The following is a 17,739-nucleotide window of genomic DNA, read 5'->3' on the forward strand; positions in this document are numbered from 1 at the left end:
CAGATACCTGGTTGACGGGCATCTGGCCATTTTATATGGTTCGCGAGAAAATTACGCGTACCATCATATTTTCGTCATAAATTTTCGTTAGCATTAAACCATAAAATAAGTGGTATTAGCACGTATGCAAAGGAGGCTTGAGTGGCGTTAGCCACATATTGATATGGATAAGCAAAATAATGGTGTACAACCAGAAGCTAACACCCGGCCAAAGGGCAACAGCCTGGGAAAAACGGCGACTATTGTGGTGGTCGCGGCTTTGATTGGTGGTGGCGCTGGCGGTGGGCTCGCCTATTACGGCTTTTCCCGGATGTCTGCTGATAACATGGGTGTAACCAGTAAATCGGGCACGGCTGGTACTACCGCCGTGACTAAGACCAAGACCACGAGTAGCGCTAGTCAGGCGGCCTTTAAGAAGGTCAAGGGCGCCGTGGTGTCAGTCATCAACCTGCAGAAGGAAAGTTCCAGCACGGATAGCGACAACGGTTGGGGCGAATTGTTTGGTGAGACTAGTTCGTCCTCGAGTAACAGTCAGAGCAGCACGCTGACTGAATATTCTGAAGGTTCTGGGGTGATTTACCAGAAGAAGGATGGCTACGCGTACATCGTCACCAACAACCACGTGGTGTCCGGTTCGGATAAGCTGGAAGTTATTTTGAGTGATGGGACTAAACTCACCGCCACCAAAGTCGGCACGGACTCCGTGACCGACCTGGCGGTACTCAAGATCAATGGTAGTAAGGTTAAGTCCGTGGCCAGCTTTGGTAACTCTAACAAGATCAGCGCTGGTCAAACCGTGCTGGCCGTTGGTTCACCACTGGGCACCCAGTATGCGACCTCGGTAACGCAGGGGATCGTGTCGGCCAAGAAGCGGACCGTTGATGTGACTGACGAAAGCGGCAACACGACTAACGAAGCCACGGTTATCCAAACCGATGCGGCGATTAACAACGGTAATTCTGGTGGGCCCCTCATTAATCTGAGTGGGCAAGTCATTGGGATTACCTCCATGAAGCTATCCGGCTCCTCGAGTAGCAGTAGTGACAGCGCGACGATTGAGGGGATGGGCTTTGCCATTCCGAGTGATGAAGTTGTGTCCATCATTAACCAGCTGGTCAAGAACGGCAAAGTTGTCCGGCCAGCCCTGGGCATTTCGGTGGTTAGCCTGTCGGACATCAGCTCGGATCAACAAAGCGAGCTGCTCAACACGCCACGATCCCTTAAGAGTGGGGTGGTGGTTGCTGGATTCACTTCGAGCAGCATTGCTAAGAACGCCGGTTTATCTAAGTACGACGTGATTGTCGGCCTGGATAACACCAAGATCACAGACGTAGCGGATCTCCACACTGCCCTGTACAAGCACAAGATTGGGGATACGGTGAAGATTACGTATTACCACGGGAGCACTAAGAAGACCGTTTCGCTCAAGTTGACCCAAACGGACGCATCGTTATCCACTAGCACTAGTTCCAGCAAGTAAATTAAGCAATTTATGCGACCATTACGGCCCAAATGGGGCCGGATGGTCGTTTTTTGTGTACTTTTTAAAGCGAAATGGCTAAAAAGTTCGGGTATTATTGAGGGGCAAACGTTTGTTTTTGGGGACAAAGCCAGCGCGTTTCTGTGGATAACTCTGTGGATAGTGTTAATAAGTGGGTTTGCGCGGGTTTTGCACATTCCGGGAATTCCTGTGGATAAAACTTTTACATTAGGTGCGAATGGGTGTTCGGGGCCCGCCGCTATAGGCTTTGTCCCCGCTTTCAGGGTGTTGACGAATAATCAATTTTTGTGGATAAACGGCACAAAACGAATTTACCCTTGCATTTTGACACCGCAAAATGTGGGGTGGGGGTGGCGGCGTGTGCGCAATATTTGGGTGTGGAGTTATCCCCCGTGTGCATAAGTGCTGGGGACAAGTTGTGTTTCGGGGTGTATTGCCAGTGTATTATTCGTTTTGCCCCACCGTGACCCGGATGGGATAGCGGCGATAATGTAAATATTCCCGTCTGTGGCGCGTGCCTGAGTGTTAATGAGACTTGCTGAAAATTGGGTGGCATTTTGCCCTTATATGAAGCAAATATTTGCTTAGGTGTTGTCGTGGCGGCGAATAAGGCGCACAATAGTTAGCGGTAAGTCTCTGAAAGGATGTTTTCCTGCACATGACCGTTGTCAAAAACATCGGTAAGGACCGGGTATTTCAGATTACGGCGATTATCGCCATACTGAGCCTGTTTTTCGCGCGCCCGCATCTGGCCGATATTAATTTCTCCACATTATGGTCATTACTCGCAATGATGACCATCATCCAAATATTTGAATATTTACACGTGTTGGATTACCTAACGTACCGCCTCACGAGCCACGCAACCAATTCGCGGCAACTGAGCTGGTTTTTTGTGCTCTTGTCGTTCGTGGGCGCGATGTTCTTAACCAACGACATGGCGGTGTTGACGTGTATTCCGCTATATTTGCGCATTGCCCGGAAGTACGACCTGCCGGAAATTATCCCGGTTACGGCGATTGCCATTGCCGCTAACTTTGGGAGCGCACTGACGCCGTTTGGTAATCCCCACAACATTTTCTTGATGTCTAAGTTCCACATCAGTCTGGGTCAATTCGGGGCGTGGGTGTGGCCACTGGTCATCGCCGACGTTGTGTTCCTCGCGTTGCTCAGTTCGCTGGTACCCAAGCGTACCGTGCCGACCGTACCGGTAGTGGATATCCGGATTAATCCGCGGCCCACCACGATTACCTGTATTGCGGCGCTGTTAGTGTTCGTGGCTGTTTTTGGGGTTATTCCTCAGTGGGTCGCTGCCGTCGTCGTGGTGGCCCTGGCCGCCATGATGGACCACCGGATTCTGGGGCAGGTAGATTACGGGATCATTTGTACCTTTGTGGGTTTCTTCATCATCGTCAGCGACATTAGCCAGATTCCGGCGGTGGTCACCACGCTGAAGCATTTGGAAACCAATCCGGTCTCCGTGTACCTCACGAGTATCGTGACCTCGCAGGTGATCAGTAACGTGCCGTCCACCGTCCTGGTAGCGCGATTTAGCAACCAGGTGGCCGCCCTGTTTTATGGGACTAATATTGGTGGCCTGGGCACGCTGGTGGCGAGCCTGTGTAACCTGCTATCGTTCAAACAGTACGGTTTGTACAGCCGGCGGTCCAAGGGGCGCTTCCTCCTGTTCTTTACCATCATCAACTTTGTGGCGTTGGCCATCATGGGCGCGCTGGGCTGGTGGTTGTTAGTGCGCTAGTTAAATTGTGCTTGCAATGGGGCTATGACAGGAATCCTTGTCACAGCCTCTTTTGGTATAATCGGTGCGAGGTGAACAACGTGCATATTAAGGTCATTGGTGTCGGTAAAATCAAAGAAAAGTACTTTACCGCGGGCATTGCGGAGTACCAGAAGCGGCTGCGCGCGTTTGCCAAGGTGGATTTGGTGCAGGTACGCGACGAAAAGGCACCTGAATCCTTGTCGGCGGCGGAAATGGAGCAGGTCAAGGCCGTTGAGGGTGCACGCATCCTGGAAAAAATTAAGGACAGTGACTGGGTGATTGCCCTGGCCATTGAGGGTAAGCAGCGGGACAGTGAGGTCTTCGCCAAGGAAATTGCGGATCTGGGCACGTACGGGCACCCAGACATCACCTTTGTCATTGGTGGTTCCCTGGGCCTGAGCCCAGCCGTGATGCAACGCGCCAACGATACGTTGAGTTTCGGCAAGCTGACGCTGCCACACCAGTTGATGCGCCTGGTGCTGATGGAACAGATTTACCGGGCCTTTATGATCAACGCGGGGCGGCCGTACCACAAGTAGGTTGTCAACATCAATCATGAGTTTATAAGTTCGTGCGGCCGGGAGTTACCTGCGCCGTATTTTTTTCACCACTAAGTTGACACCGTGTCACCGTCAACTATACTGGAGTTAGTCAGCTGGTGACACGATGTCACCGAAAGGAGGGCGGTTATGGTTTTAAGTACGTTTGACCACATCCCCGCGGCCAAGCAAGCGCGCGTGCGGGCCGCATTAATGGACGAGTTTACGCACCACCCGTTAGCGGAAGCACAAGTGGCCCGCATTGTGCAGTCCGCGGGGATTGCGCGCGGGGCGTTCTACAAGTACTTTGCTGACCTGACGGACGCCTATCAATACGTCTTCGCCGACGTCATGCGGGTCATTCATAGCGGCGTCCCGCGTCAGGTCACATCACACAATGGGGCGGACTACGTGGCGGCGGTGCGCCACTTCGTTGAAGCGGTGGATACGCACGGTTACCGTGCGTTCATCACGATGTACTACCGTCACAACGAGAGCGTCGTCGGCGTGCGGCCCACGCGGATACTGGAAGGTGACGATGGACCCCGGCGCTGGGCCGTGGCGGTGCTATGTCATCAGACCGTCCGTGATGTGTTGTTGGATCCGGACCAAGCGGAGGCGCGGTTAACGCAGTTGCAACAGGCGTTAGGGGATTAGTATTACAAAGGGGCAAGTAACATGTTTTTAGCACTCAGGGAAATTAAGAAGGAAAAGTTACGTTCGGCCCTCATTGTGGCCATGATCGTACTAATTAGTTACCTCATTTTTATTTTGACTAGTTTAGCGTTAGGCCTCGCCCGTGAAAATACGGATGCCATTAACTCGTGGCACGTTGAGCGGGTCACGCTGAATGCTGATGCTAACGTGGATATGCGGCAGTCATTTCTTAGCCAGCAACAGGCGGGCAAATTGACCAACGATGAGGCCTACATGGGTGAGACCAGTGTGGTGGCGAAAGCGCCGCACCGTCAGCAGTTATCGGCCGTCTTTGTGGGGCTCAAAGCCAACCAGTTTGTGGCGCAAGGTGTGCGCTTAACCAGTGGGCACCGCGTCCGGGCCAGCCACGAAATTGTGGCTGACGAAGCGTTTAAGCTGGCCGGATACAAGCTGGGCAGCCGCCTCAAACTCAACGACGATCAGACCAAGTACACCATTGTCGGTTTTACCAAAAACGCTAAGTTGAACATTGCACCGGTAGTTTACGGGCAACTGGCAACGTGGCGGTCGCTGCGGGGGATGACTGCAGGTCCGGTAGCCAGCGCCGTGGTTTCACGGAACGCGCACTACCACAATGGGCATACGGGCACCAAGACGTACACGACTAAGCAAATCATCGCCAAACTGCCCGGGTACTCGGCCCAGAACATGACCTTTGGCCTGATGATTGGCTTTCTGATGGTCATTTCGCTAGTGATCATCGCGGTCTTCCTGTACATCCTGACGATGCAAAAGCTGCCGAACTACGCCGTTTTGCGGGCGCAAGGCATTCCTAGTCGGATGTTGGTCGGCGCCACCATCAGTCAGTCCCTGCTACTGGTAATTAGCGGGCTTGTGCTGGGTGCACTTCTGACTGCGGTCACCGCGTTGGCCTTGCCAGCGGCGGTACCGATGGCGTTTGACATCCCGGCTTTGGCTGGGGTGGCCGCGGGCTTAGTGGTCATGGCCGTACTCGGGGCGTTGATCCCGATTAAGAGTGTCGTGAGCGTTGACCCGGTAAGTGTGATTGGAGGCTAAACAACATGGCGGCAATTTCGTTAACGAACGTGAATCAGGTTTTTGGTAGTGGTACCGCGCAGGTCCAAGCGCTGACCGACGTCAACTTTGCGGCCGCTACCGGCACGCTAAGCCTCGTCATGGGGCCCTCGGGTTCCGGTAAGAGCACCTTTCTCAGCATTGCTGGTGGGCTACTGACGCCGACCATCGGTGAGGTTACGGTGGACGGCAAGAAGTACTCGGGCCGGTCAAAAAAGGAGCGTGACCGGTTACGCCTGGATGCAATCGGCTTCGTGTTGCAGGCATACCGACTACTACCGTACCTGACCGTGGCGGACCAGTTTCGGTTGGTCGACAAAGTGAAGCCTCAAGGCAATCTGAGCCCCGCGGCCCTCACGGATGTACTTGATCAGTTGGGCATTGCGGACCTGGTCAATAAGTACCCCGATGAATTATCCGGCGGCCAGCAGCAACGTGTGGCCATTGCGCGGGCACTGTACCCGAATCCCGAAATTATTTTGGCGGACGAACCTACGGCGGCACTAGACAGTGCCCGGGTGCAGATTGTCGGCCAGCTCTTGAAGGATCTCGCCCTGACGCATCACAAAGCTGTGGTGGTGGTGACTCATGACGTGCGGCTGATTGACTTTGCTGATGAGCGGTACACCATCCAGGATGGCCGGATGACGCGTGAATGACCGACAGTGGTGGCATCATTGAGGAAAATGTGATGATATTAAAGTGTAGTGATAATACTGGCATTACCAGTTGACAGCGTTTACACCGTTCGCCATAATTTATCCTGTATGAACCACATGGCGGTGGCGTAGGGCCAAATGAGCGGCAATATCACTAGGGCCACCAACCATCAGGTGATGATTGGTGGCCCCTTTGCGTGCTTGATGGCGCGCGCCTGTTGATTGTGGAATACTTGCTGGGAGGCAAAATTATGATGAGGAAGAGGGTTCTGATGTTTGCCAGCGCGCTGACGCTGGGCGCACTCATGCTGAGCGCGTGGGGTGCAAATAAACCGGCGGCCAAACAGGTGGCCCCTAAACAGGTGTTACGGTGGACAGAAACGACGCAGTTGGCGACCGATGATCCGGCCCAGGCGGTTGATACGCTTAGCTTTAACGTCTTGCTGAATACGCAGGAGGGACTGTATCGCGCGTCTAACCACGGCCAGAAGATGAACCTGGCGTTAGCTAAGCGGGTGCAGATCAGTGCCAACGGCAAGACCTATAAGGTGACGTTACGCAAGGCCAAGTGGAGTAACGGCGAGCCGATTACGGCGCAGGATTTTGTCTACGGTTGGCGGCGGGTCGTTGACCCTAAGACTAAGTCGCCAGACGCCTTCTACTTCTATCCGGTCGAAAATGCGCAGGCCATTAATACCGGCAAGAAATCCTTATCCACGCTGGGCATTACGGCGCAGGGGCAACGGCACCTGACAATCAAGCTGAATAAGCCCGTGGCGTACTTCAAGAAGCTGTTAGCCTGGCCGCTTTTCTACCCGCAAAACCCTGAGGTGGTGAAGCAGTACGGTCAGCATTACGGTACCAAAGCTGGTGCTCAAGTATATAGCGGTCCGTACAAGCTCGCTAAGTGGAACGGGACTAACGATTCGTGGCAATTGGTGAAGAACAAGCAGTACTGGGATCGGCGGCACGTGAAGCTGAGCGTGATCAAGGAGCAGGTCGTCAAGGATGCCAATACCGGCCTAAACCTGTTTGATACGGGCAAAGTGGACGCGGTATCACTGTCCGGGGCCACTGCAGTAGCACAAGCGCACAACCGGCACCGTGTTGACCGCTTGAGCGCTAACATGATGCGCGTGGACATGAACGAGAAGCGGGTGCCCGCGTTCAGTAACGTGAACGTGCGGCGGGCCTTCTCGCTGGTCGTTGACCGGCAGCAACTAGTCAAGCGGGTCCTGCAAAACGGCTCCCGTGCGGCGATTGGCTTTACCCCCGTGGGCTTAGCAACCGGGCCGAACGGTCAGGACTTTGCCCGCGCCAGCAAGGTAGCCAGCGGGGTCGACTACAACCTCCAGACCGCTAAAAAGCTGTTGAGTAAAGGAATGGCGGCGACGAGCACCAAGAGTCTGAACCTCACACTCCTGACGAGTGACGCTGATTCCAGCAAGACTTTGGCTGAATACCTGCAGGGCCAGTTTGAAAAGCTGCCCAACGTACATGTGACCGTCAAGGCCATTCCGGCGGCACAAGAACTGCAGTTACAGAACAAGGGAGATTACGACCTGACGGTGACCGGCTGGCAGTCCGTCTTTGGTGACCCAATCAACTTCCTGCAGATTTGGGGCAGCAAGTCCAGCTACAACAGCAGTCAGTGGCACGATACCAAGTTCGATCAGTTATTAGCAGATGCGGAGAACAAGTACGGTAACCAACTGACGAAGCGCTGGCAAACGCTCGCGCAGGCAGAGCGTTTGCTGATGAAGCAGCAGGCAACGATACCCCTGTTCCAGTCCAACAGCATGCAGCTGCTGAACTCCAAGGTCAAGAATGTCAACTACAACCCGTCTGGGGTACCTTATGATTGGAAGACAACGTACATTGCTAAGTAAGGTTGCACGTTGTCGACAAAATGACGGCCCACCACTTGTTGATGGGTCGTCATTTTTATGGGGCAATATATTTCCCGGGAAATAAAGTGGCCAGGACGCTCACTTAGATTGTGGCGCGTAGTAGCGCCAGCCCTCCTCAATTGATTTTCATAACCATTCCACATTAGCAAATAAATTACGCGTCATCAACACTTGACGTGCTGGTAAAGCTGTGCCAATGGTTGATTTAATAACATTAACAGTTATCGATGTTGCGTTAAAATAACGGTCAATATTGGTGGGCGGTTGTTGTGGGTGAGGTGAAGAAGGTTGAATGCGGCAAACAGAACGTGCTGGAGTGCCAAACAAAACGGAGCCCGTTTTGTTTGGCCAATTTGGGTGAAGTAGTTGGGGTAAGTGATAGTGATGCTGTAACTGTAATCGGCACAAAGCCGTTGCATAAACTTCGCGAAACCGTAATTGTGACGACACACTTTCTTCATGGGTGATGGGCATAATCATTTACATAGCAGCGAGGAACCCAGACCTCGTTACTACCCACAAACTTCTTCTTCATAAATTGGTGGCCGACTTGCCCAGAAGCCGGTTGCCCCTCCCTCAGCGCCCTCCGTGTGTAATTCGCGGAGGGCGATTTTTTGGCACTGGCGCGGTTGTGCTACGTGTTGGTTACGCCCAGCCGTACCAGCATCACGACACTAGTAACGCGCGCCTTGACAGCGGTATACTATTTATCAGTAAGCAACGTGGTACCAACGAACAGCCAGCTAGTAATCCGTCAGGGGCGTTAGTAATGGGTGGTTGGTGTACATAGATATTTTTGGGGGAGGCAATCATCGTGACCAGTATTACCGCAGGAATTCTTGCCCATGTGGATGCGGGTAAGACCACCTTATCAGAGGCCTTGTTATACCGGACGGGGACGGTGCGCCAATTGGGTCGGGTCGACAAAGGGGATGCGTTCCTCGATCCTGATGCCCTGGAAAAGCGGCGTGGCATCACCATCTTTGCCCACCAGGCCCAGTTACACTACCACAATCTGGCTTTGACGCTCCTCGACACGCCAGGGCACGTGGACTTTGCTGCGCAGACAGAACGGGTCCTCAGTGTGCTGGATTACGCTATTTTGGTGGTGGCCGCGCCGGATGGGGTGCAGGGCTACACGCGTACGTTGTGGCGCCTCTTGCAACGGTATGAGGTGCCCACATTTATCTTTGTGAACAAGATGGACGCGCCAGGCACGGACCGTGCGGCCATCATGGCGGCCTTACAGCGGGATTTAGGTGCTGGGTGCGTGGACTTCACCGAGGCGAACGGGCAATTGCATGACGACGCGGTTGAGCAGGTGGCCGTGCAGGATGATACGGTGTTGGCGGACTACCTGGAGCAGGGCACGCTTTCGGATACGACCGTCCAAACGTTGGTGCAGCAACGGCGGGTCTTTCCGTGCTACTTTGGTGCAGCTTTGAAGCTGCGCGGCGTGGATGCGTTGCTCGCCGGTATCGCACGGTGGGCGCGACCAACGGCGTGGGCCGCTGACTTTGGGGCGCGGGTCTTTAAGGTTAGCCATGATGCACACGGCGAGCGACTTACGTGGTTACGTGTCACTGGCGGGACGTTGCGGGCCAAAGACGCGCTGGTAGACGGGGAAAAGGCGAACCAACTCCGCGTTTACAACGGCGCCAAGTATACGGTCGTGCCGGCAGTGCGTGCCGGTGATGTGTGCGCCGTCACGGGACTCGTGCACACGACGCCGGGTCAAGGTCTGGGTACGGCCAAAGCTGCAGTCACGCCGCTGATGCAACCGGTGTTGACGTACACACTGGCGCCGGGTACCGCAGATATCCATACCTGCTTGCAGGCCATGGAAGAACTGGCGGATGAAGATCCGTTGCTGCACGTGCAGTGGTTGCGAGAACTGAATGAAATTCACGTTCAGGTAATGGGTACGATTCAGTTAGAAGTTTTGCAGCAGTTATTGGCGGACCGCTTTGGCCTACAGGTCGACTTTGTGCAGGGAAGCATTCTCTACCAAGAGACCATTACCGCACCGGTTGAGGGCGTGGGCCACTTTGAACCCCTGCGGCACTACGCGGAGGTACACTTGCTCCTCACGCCACTACCACGGGGCGCCGGGTTGCACTTCACCAGCGATTGTTCCGTCGACGTTCTTCCGCGTAATTGGCAGCACCAGGTGCTAACGAGCCTAGCCGCGAAGGAACATCGTGGTGTGCTGACGGGTGCGCCCATTACGGATATGGAGATCAAGCTAGTCAACGGGCGCGCCAGCAATGTGCATTCGGTTGGTGGCGACTTCCGCGAGGCCACGTGGCGCGCGGTGCGTCAGGGCTTAATGATGGCGCGCACTCAGGGACAGTGTCAGTTACTGGAGCCGTGGTATGCCTTCCAGTTGACGGTGGGCGCTGACCAGGTTGGGCGTGCGCTGAACGATATTCAACAGATGGACGGGGACTTCGCCGCCCCAGCGGCGGCTGCGCAGATGGTAACAATTACTGGACACGCCCCCGTAGCGACGATGCGGGACTACAGTCAGCGGATACGGGCCTACACGCACAGGCAGGGCCAATTGGACTGCGTGGTGGCGGGATACCAGCCGTGCCACAATGAGGAAGTGGTAGTGGCGGCCGCGGATTATGCGCCGGTTAGTGATCTAGAGAACACGCCTGATTCGGTTTTTTGTGCGCATGGGGCTGGTTACCCGGTTCCCTGGGACCAGGTGCCACGGATGGCCCACGTGGCGTATTTGAGCTGACCAATGTTTCACGTGAAACATTGCCATCCGCATAGCGTTGAGCTCACTGCCAGTCAGGAGTACAATCGCCCATAAGGCCAAATATTTAGTAAAGGACAGGCATTACATATGCATATTGAAGAAGGATACATGCCGTTTCGTGGCTACAAGACGTACTACCGCATCGTGGGTGAGCCGAACCCAGACAAAGCACCATTGCTGCTGATTCACGGTGGCCCCGGTTCCTCACACAACTACTTTGAATTGATGGACGACTACGCTAATACCGGGCGCCAGCTGATTATGTACGACCAGGTTGGTTGTGGGAAATCCTCCCTACCTGAAGATGAGTCCGTCTACGTGAAGGAGACCTGGGCAGCCGAACTGATTGCGCTACGTAAGTACCTCCACCTCGACCAGATCCACATGCTAGGTCAATCATGGGGTGGGATGCTCGAAATGTACTACCTCACTAGCTTTGATCCCCAGGGCATCAAGAGTGTGATGATTGATGGTTCGCCTGCATCGATCAAGCTGTGGACGCAGGAGCAACATCGCTTGATTTCCTACCTGAGCTATGAGGACCGTGAGGCGATTGCTGAAGCAGAACGCACCGGTGACTTTACTGGTCCTAAGTACCTGGCCGCCAATGACCGTTACATGGAGCGGTATTGCTGGGATGACCCCGACGAGAACTCGCCGGAGCCACTGCGCCGGCCAACGAACGGGCAACGGGCTAGCCGGATTGCTGAGGGGCCGAATGAGTTCACCGAAAACGGCACGATCAGCGACTTTGACGTGACCGACCAGTTGCACAAGATTCACGTGCCGGTCCTGGTTACCAGCGGTACGGATGACCTGTGCACCCCGTTGATTGCCAAGTCCGTGTACGACCACATTCCGGGTGCGAAGTGGCACCTGTTTGCCAACAGCCGGCACCTAGCACTACTGGATCAGCACGATGAATTTATCGATGTCTTGGACCACTGGCTGGCTGCCAACGATTAAGTAGTGATAAGTGATAAGTGATACTAAAGGGCGCGTACCGACCACCTCAACGCGAGGTGAACGGGACGCGCCCATTTTTTAATTAATTAATGGATGTAAACGGTAATGACCGTAACGAGACCAAAGACGATCCCGGGTAGGTTCGAAATAATGACTGGCCAGTCCCTATAGGTTTTAGTCCAGCCGTATGCCACCCATAACGTGGCGTTAACGGCGGCCACTAGCGGCTGCAGGGGTGAAACGGGACTTCCCGAAAAATTGGCAATAATTTCGGGAATGTAGGAGATATACATGGAAATACACATGATGGTTGCGACCTTGCTCAAAATTTTGAGCCGCCGCACCCGTTTTGGATTCACCGCGTCTTTGCCTTCTGGATACTTGGACGTGTCAATACGCATATAAATATCTGCCTCCTCAAGCATTGATTGGGGACAAGCATAACACGGGTGATACCTGAAAGCAAACAAAACGGGCGTTTGTCATCACAAAAATAACACGATACCCGTTGCTGAATGTTAAAAATCGTCCGTTCCGTCAGCTTCGTCCGTGAGCCGGTCACGGCCGTCATGCTTGGATCGGTATAAATAACGGTCGCTACGTTTAAAGAAATTAGTGGCGTTATTATCCTGTGGGTGGGCGATTGCCAAACCAAAGGAGGCGGTAATTTGGAGCTCGCCCTGTGTTAACGGAATATACATATTTTTCAAGCCCCGCTGACACTCAGCCACTATTTCCTGAGCGGCGGCCAAGTTGGTGTTAGGCAGTAGGAGTGCGAATTCCTCACCGCCAGTACGGTAAAACCCGTAGTGATCGTCCTGTTCGCGTAGTATTTGTTGTATTTGGCGCGAGAACGCGATCAACGTCTGGTTACCCATCAGGTGGCCGTAAGTATCATTAATGCTTTTGAAGTGGTCCAGGTCAATCGCGACCAACGCCAACGGTTGCCGGTCCTGGTCGGCAAATTCACTGTTGAGATCATGGCGAAAGGTTGCCCAGTTGCGCGCACGGGTGAGGGCGTCATATTGGGCCTCGTGGGTGAGCTTGGCCAACACTTGTTGGTCATGCTGCAAGTACTGGTCAAAGTCCCAGAGGGCAAAGTAAGCCCAACCAAACGAGATGAGGTTGGCAATGGCCAACCCTAACGGCAGGGGCCGGGGCGCGGTCAAGTACATATTGACCCAGAAGAGCGTCCCCACGAAGAGGGCGGGCAAGAAGTACACCCAACGTTGCTGATGCAACAGCTGGCCATACCAACGCTCGGCGTAGATGACAAGGCACGCAAAAAGAAACAAGATCCAATTAGTAATCGACATGGCGCCCGTACTAATGTAGGTGATTGCCCCCACGGTTTGAATAATGGCAAAACCCACCAGGCTGGTGGTCAACAGGTTGGAGTAGATGAGAATGGTACTTTGAATGTTGACGAACGCCCAAAAGAGCATGAGGTTGCTGGAATGACCATACAGGTACCGTAACAGTATCAGCATCAGGCATATGTAAATAAGCAGTGGGTACACTGCTTGGACCCGCGCCAACATCCGCATGTGCGCGACCCGTTGTCTGGTACCAGCTTCAATTTGACTGTAAACGGACGTAAAGCCGAGCATACTGATGACGACGATGAAGAACGTGGTCACGTATGATGCAACGTTCATTAGAATGACCTCCTTGGCGGTCGAAGTGTGATACTGGAAAGTACCGGGTTTGACTTCAACATAGGCCACATTTAGCGATTGGTCAATCGCTTTTACCTCTATTATACAGAGTTATTAAAGATATCTGCAGACGATTGGTTCGGATTGGCGTGTTTGGTTGATATTGACGCATTTTGCGCACAGTCCGTGTCGTTGGCACGGGCTATTTTACTGGCAATAATTGTGGTCCTTAGTTATCGGTCATTGTTGGCTATACTAATGGGTTATGGGCTGTGTGCACTCTGGGTGGCGGCAATGAAGGATGATTAGTGAGGGGAAAGTGCCTAGCCGTTGCTGGCATGTATTGGTACCCCCGGGCATAATAATGGTGTATCGAGGGGAGGAAACATGAACCCTGCAGTTTGCTGGTCGATTAAGGAATTTTTGCACCCTACGTAACTGATCATACGACGAGTTAGCGGGTCAGCTGTCCATTTCACGGTCGCAATGGACCGATAATGACGGGACACTGCGCCTGTAGCTTGCCATCAAGCTGGCAGACATCATGACGAGCTGCATAAGGTGCGTTATAGTATTGGTAAACAAGCACTAGTGGAGGTCAGCATGCAGACGGTAGAGGAAATTTCTCGGGCAATTATGGCGGATCCCGCCAACCAGCAGTACACGGCGGCGGGAATCGAGCCGCTATTTCACGTGGAGCCCACGGCTACCATCCTCATTATCAGTCAGGCACCCAGTCGCCAGGCGCAGTTAGCGCGGACATACTGGCACGACCCGAGCGGCGACCGGTTGCGCCAGTGGATGGGCATTAATGCGGATGAATTTTACCACTCTGGCCGCATTGCGGTCCTCAACCTGGATTTTTACTATCCGGGCAAGGGCAAAAGTGGCGACCTCCCGCCGCGGCGGGGATTTGCTGAAAAGTGGCACGCGCCGCTATTAAAGCTGATGCCGAACGTGCAATTGACGCTATTGATCGGCGCGTACGCTCAACGTTACTACCTACCGCAACGCCGGCGTACGTTGACGGCCACAGTGCAGCATTACGCGGACTACGCACCATACTTTCCGCTTGTGCACCCGTCGCCACTCAATTACGGATGGATGCACAAGAATCCGTGGTTTGAAGAACGCGTAGTGCCCGCGCTGCAACGGCCGGTGCGGGTATTGGTGGATGCATAGTAAAAGGGGGCAACGCATAGTTGCCCCCCTTTGGTATGGAATCATATTTACAAAATGAAATCGAGAATCAGCCAGCCCATCACGGCCAGGATAGCGAGGCCCAAAAAGTTAAAGGCAGAAAAGCCGAGAAAGAAGCGGACTTGGTTGTGGTTACCAAAGTCAGTGTACTCCTTGAACACGAGCAAGTTACACATGGAGCCAACCACCGTGCCCAGGCCACCGATGTTGGACCCCAAGAAGAGGGCCTCCGAGAAGCTGGTAAACTTTCCAATTAAGACCGTTGACGGGACGTTGGAGATTACTTGGCTGCTCAACAAGCTGGTCAAGTAGACGGAGTGGCGGGTGGCCATGAGTCCCGAGACGAGGGTGACGACCCATGGCATCTGGCGCAGCACACTGACAATGACGAAGAAGCCGCCAAAGGTGAGCACGATGGCGTAGTCCACGTGGAGCATGATGTGCGGATCAAAGGCTAGTGCGAGCACGATGGCGGCGATGGCACCGACCCATGAGGGGATGAAGCCAAGGACCCCGATGAAGATGATCAGCGCCACAATGCAGGTAACGATCGTCGGGCGCCGTTGAATACGGATGTCCCGGGGTGGGACGGACGGTAAAGGGGTTTTCTTGATGGTAAAGATGAAGAGGGTGAGGAGAATCATGCTGGCAATCAGTAACGGGATCGACCAGGTAAAGAAGGTGCCCACGTGGATGTGGTAGTGGTTCATCAGGAAGATGTTGTGGGTGTTCCCAAAGGGTGTAAAGGCACTGCCAAAGTTGGCGGCCATCCCGATCAACGTCACAGGTAAAATCTCGGGAAGCTTGAATTTCTTGGCAATACGGAGATAGAGGGGAACTAAGGTAATGACCGTCACGTCATTGGTCATAAACATTGCCGCTACGACGGCGAGGAGGACAAACATCCATGTCAGCTGGCGCGTAGTGGTGGCCAGACTGGTCAGACGGTAGGTAAAGTAATCCAATATATGCAGGTACTCAAAAATCTGGATGATGGTCATCATCGCCAGAATGGAGAACAGTGTAGAAAAGTTGATATCTGCGAGACGCGGTTTCGCAAAGAACAAACTAATCAATGCCAAAACCACGGTGATTTGCAGCACGTGGTCCTTAGCAACGTTTTTGATTACGGTCATGAATAAACCCTCTTCGAAAATTGACTCAACGTAAATATTTTGCACTTAAAAAGGGTGGCCTACTATCGGACTAGTGTAAAACTCTCGTAAATATCGGGGACTGAATGTTTACAAACCGGCATATTTCCCGGGAAATAATGTCCAGTAGGGCGTGTGGCGAGCGTCCAACATACGGCTCTACGGGGGTAGCGCCGCGGGAGACAACGGCACAGGGCCAGGGTTTGCAACAAATAGGCTGCACAGCATCGGTGACTTTTTATGAACTGTGCGCTCAGGGTTGATGAATAGCAGTAACCATACAAAATGCCGTCAGGAATAATCCTGGCGGCACTTATTGATATTGCTAACGGATGTGCTTAGTCGTTGGTTGCCGACATTTCGCTAGCGCTCGTGGTTGGTTCAATCACTGCTGCGCCGCTGTCTTCGCGGGCTTCAATGGCACGTTCAGCGGTGTCATCAGCTTTGAAGGACTGGCCAGTCAGTTTGGCGATAATGGCGCCGCCAATCAGACCCACGGCCAGGAATGGCACAAAGTCCATGGAGATGGAGAACATAGGAATGTACTTAGTGGCGAAGTTGTCGATGGCCTGGAAGAAGGCCAGGTTGGCTAAGAACGGCGGTAGCGCGTGGATAGCATCCAGAATGGCGGGAATTAAGGTAAAGCCAATCGTCGTGCGGTAAATGGTACGTTGTTTGCCAATGAATGGGTGCAGCATGCCCAGGAGAATCATGGCCATGGCCAATGGGTACAGCAGCATCAGAATCGGCGTGGACAGGGCGATGATGGTATCCAGACCGAAGTTGGCAATCAGGAAGGAGCAGGTGCAAGTGAAGATGAGGAACTTGCTGAAACCAATCTTCGGGAACCGCCGGCCAAGGTCCTGGGAGAATGAGGTAACCAGTCCAATCGAGGTGGTGAGGCAGGCGATGATGGCCATGGCAGCCAGGATGCCCGTTCCAATCATACCGGTGTAATGCGTCATGATGGCACTAAAGGCGGGGCCACCGTTGGAGTAAACCTGCGTGAATTTAAGGGAAATAACGCCCAACATGATCAAACCTAAGTAGATGGCGGCTTCGAGCCCCATGGACATGGCACCAACTTTGGCCACGTCACGGGACCGCTGCCCAGCTTTGAGAATGCCAAAGTGCTTCAGTGCGGCCACAATCGTCACCCCGAAGCCCAGTCCGGCGAGTGCATCCATGGTGTTGTAACCCTGCAGGAAACCGTAAGTAAAGTTACTACCGGCCTTGGTAGCGTGCGTTGTGGCAGCCAGCGTCGCACCGTCACCCTTGATGAGAAAGGCCGCAATGAAGACCGCAATCAGCAAGATCAGCAGTAACGGGTTGAGCAACTTACCCACGTAGTTGGGCATCTTGTTCGGATTTTTGGACAGGAAGTACGTGAGGCCGAAGAAGATAGCGGAGTATATCAGGAGTGCGATTTGGTCGGAGCCCTTGGGAATGAAGGGGAGAATTCCGATTTCAAAGGACGTTGCGGCCGTACGGGGGGAGGCAAACAGCAATCCCAGCGTGGCGTGGGTCGCAATCAGGAAGAAGAGGGCGAAAATTTTACCCGCGGGGCGGGCCAACTGGTACATGCTGTCACTTTCGGTCATGGAGATGGCCAGAATAGCGAGCAGTGGTAGCAGGATAGCGGTGATAATAAAGCCAAAAGTAGCCGGAATCCAGTTACCGCCGGCGGCCTGGCCCAAATGGATCGGGAAAATCAGGTTGCCAGCCCCAAAGAAGAGTGCAAAGAGCATGGAACCAAGGGTTAAGTATTGTTTTTTAGTGAGATGAGTTGATTTTGCTTTCATTTCCATAGGTATGTCCTCCAAAAATAATGGTTAATTGCAACAAAGGGG

13 protein-coding genes and 1 pseudogene are annotated in these 17,739 nt (G+C 53.6%); 10 read left to right on the forward strand and 4 right to left on the reverse strand.

The genetic code is table 11. The features are described from left to right. Nucleotides 1-163: 163 nt before the first annotated feature. The 9 genes from FD19_RS06130 to pepI all read left to right on the forward strand — a co-directional run bounded on the left by FD19_RS06130 (nucleotide 164) and on the right by pepI (nucleotide 11,877). Nucleotides 164-1,480: a S1C family serine protease gene (locus FD19_RS06130; protein ID WP_054750517.1), complete on the forward strand. Its 1,317-nt coding sequence runs from the start codon at nucleotides 164-166 to the stop codon at nucleotides 1,478-1,480. Between the two features lie 679 nt (nucleotides 1,481-2,159). Beyond that, nucleotides 2,160-3,260 carry an SLC13 family permease gene (locus tag FD19_RS06135; RefSeq protein WP_056969364.1) on the forward strand — a complete coding sequence of 367 codons (1,101 nt, stop codon included), beginning with the start codon at nucleotides 2,160-2,162 and terminating at the stop codon, nucleotides 3,258-3,260. Between the two features lie 80 nt (nucleotides 3,261-3,340). Continuing rightward, nucleotides 3,341-3,820 (forward strand): 23S rRNA (pseudouridine(1915)-N(3))-methyltransferase RlmH, encoded by a 480-nt coding sequence (rlmH, locus tag FD19_RS06140; RefSeq protein ID WP_056969365.1) that lies wholly within the window; start codon nucleotides 3,341-3,343, stop codon nucleotides 3,818-3,820. A gap of 150 nt (nucleotides 3,821-3,970) precedes the next feature. After that, a complete protein-coding gene (locus FD19_RS06145) occupies nucleotides 3,971-4,477 on the forward strand; it encodes a TetR/AcrR family transcriptional regulator (RefSeq protein WP_054750451.1) in 507 nt (168 codons plus the stop codon). 21 nt (nucleotides 4,478-4,498) lie between these two features. Beyond that, complete coding sequence (locus FD19_RS06150; protein WP_056969366.1) at nucleotides 4,499-5,554, forward strand: ABC transporter permease; 1,056 nt, start codon at nucleotides 4,499-4,501, stop codon at nucleotides 5,552-5,554. Between the two features lie 5 nt (nucleotides 5,555-5,559). Next, a complete protein-coding gene (locus FD19_RS06155) occupies nucleotides 5,560-6,231 on the forward strand; it encodes an ABC transporter ATP-binding protein (protein WP_056969367.1) in 672 nt (223 codons plus the stop codon). Nucleotides 6,232-6,482: 251 nt separating this feature from the next. Next, a complete protein-coding gene (locus FD19_RS06160; protein WP_054750518.1) occupies nucleotides 6,483-8,120 on the forward strand; it encodes a peptide ABC transporter substrate-binding protein in 1,638 nt (545 codons plus the stop codon). Nucleotides 8,121-8,955: 835 nt separating this feature from the next. Then, a complete protein-coding gene (locus FD19_RS06165) occupies nucleotides 8,956-10,890 on the forward strand; it encodes an elongation factor G (RefSeq protein WP_056969368.1) in 1,935 nt (644 codons plus the stop codon). Between the two features lie 108 nt (nucleotides 10,891-10,998). Beyond that, nucleotides 10,999-11,877 (forward strand): proline iminopeptidase, encoded by an 879-nt coding sequence (gene pepI, locus FD19_RS06170; RefSeq protein ID WP_054750453.1) that lies wholly within the window; start codon nucleotides 10,999-11,001, stop codon nucleotides 11,875-11,877. Nucleotides 11,878-11,963: 86 nt separating this feature from the next. Here pepI and FD19_RS06175 read toward each other — a convergent pair whose 3' ends face one another. After that, complete coding sequence (locus FD19_RS06175; RefSeq protein WP_054750455.1) at nucleotides 11,964-12,278, reverse strand: SemiSWEET family transporter; 315 nt, start codon at nucleotides 12,276-12,278, stop codon at nucleotides 11,964-11,966. A 117-nt stretch (nucleotides 12,279-12,395) separates the two neighbouring features. After that, entirely contained in the window at nucleotides 12,396-13,535 is a 1,140-nt protein-coding gene (locus FD19_RS06180; RefSeq protein WP_054750457.1) for a GGDEF domain-containing protein, read from the reverse strand. Nucleotides 13,536-14,138: 603 nt separating this feature from the next. Here FD19_RS06180 and FD19_RS06185 point away from each other — a divergent pair. Continuing rightward, nucleotides 14,139-14,717 (forward strand): uracil-DNA glycosylase family protein, encoded by a 579-nt coding sequence (locus FD19_RS06185; RefSeq protein WP_056969369.1) that lies wholly within the window; start codon nucleotides 14,139-14,141, stop codon nucleotides 14,715-14,717. A 47-nt stretch (nucleotides 14,718-14,764) separates the two neighbouring features. Here FD19_RS06185 and FD19_RS06190 read toward each other — a convergent pair whose 3' ends face one another. Both FD19_RS06190 and brnQ read right to left on the reverse strand, forming a co-directional pair. Continuing rightward, nucleotides 14,765-15,871 (reverse strand): SLC13 family permease, encoded by a 1,107-nt coding sequence (locus FD19_RS06190; RefSeq protein ID WP_056969370.1) that lies wholly within the window; start codon nucleotides 15,869-15,871, stop codon nucleotides 14,765-14,767. Nucleotides 15,872-16,326: 455 nt separating this feature from the next. Then, nucleotides 16,327-17,697: pseudogene (brnQ, locus tag FD19_RS06195) on the reverse strand (branched-chain amino acid transport system II carrier protein); the annotation flags it as partial. Nucleotides 17,698-17,739 lie beyond the last annotated feature (42 nt).

This window comes from Lacticaseibacillus thailandensis DSM 22698 = JCM 13996 (genome assembly GCF_001436135.1).
GTDB classification, from domain to species: Bacteria; Bacillota; Bacilli; order Lactobacillales; family Lactobacillaceae; genus Lacticaseibacillus; species Lacticaseibacillus thailandensis.

Coding starts and splice junctions, on each gene's coding strand:
- FD19_RS06145 (WP_054750451.1), top strand. CDS start 3,971: ATGGTTTTAAGTACGTTTGACCACATCCCCGCGGCCAAGCAAGCGCGC.
- pepI (WP_054750453.1), top strand. CDS start 10,999: ATGCATATTGAAGAAGGATACATGCCGTTTCGTGGCTACAAGACGTAC.
- FD19_RS06150 (WP_056969366.1), top strand. CDS start 4,499: ATGTTTTTAGCACTCAGGGAAATTAAGAAGGAAAAGTTACGTTCGGCC.
- FD19_RS06130 (WP_054750517.1), top strand. CDS start 164: ATGGATAAGCAAAATAATGGTGTACAACCAGAAGCTAACACCCGGCCA.
- FD19_RS06180 (WP_054750457.1), bottom strand. CDS start 13,535: ATGAACGTTGCATCATACGTGACCACGTTCTTCATCGTCGTCATCAGT.
- FD19_RS06185 (WP_056969369.1), top strand. CDS start 14,139: ATGCAGACGGTAGAGGAAATTTCTCGGGCAATTATGGCGGATCCCGCC.
- FD19_RS06160 (WP_054750518.1), top strand. CDS start 6,483: ATGATGAGGAAGAGGGTTCTGATGTTTGCCAGCGCGCTGACGCTGGGC.
- FD19_RS06190 (WP_056969370.1), bottom strand. CDS start 15,871: ATGACCGTAATCAAAAACGTTGCTAAGGACCACGTGCTGCAAATCACC.
- FD19_RS06155 (WP_056969367.1), top strand. CDS start 5,560: ATGGCGGCAATTTCGTTAACGAACGTGAATCAGGTTTTTGGTAGTGGT.
- FD19_RS06135 (WP_056969364.1), top strand. CDS start 2,160: ATGACCGTTGTCAAAAACATCGGTAAGGACCGGGTATTTCAGATTACG.
- FD19_RS06175 (WP_054750455.1), bottom strand. CDS start 12,278: ATGCGTATTGACACGTCCAAGTATCCAGAAGGCAAAGACGCGGTGAAT.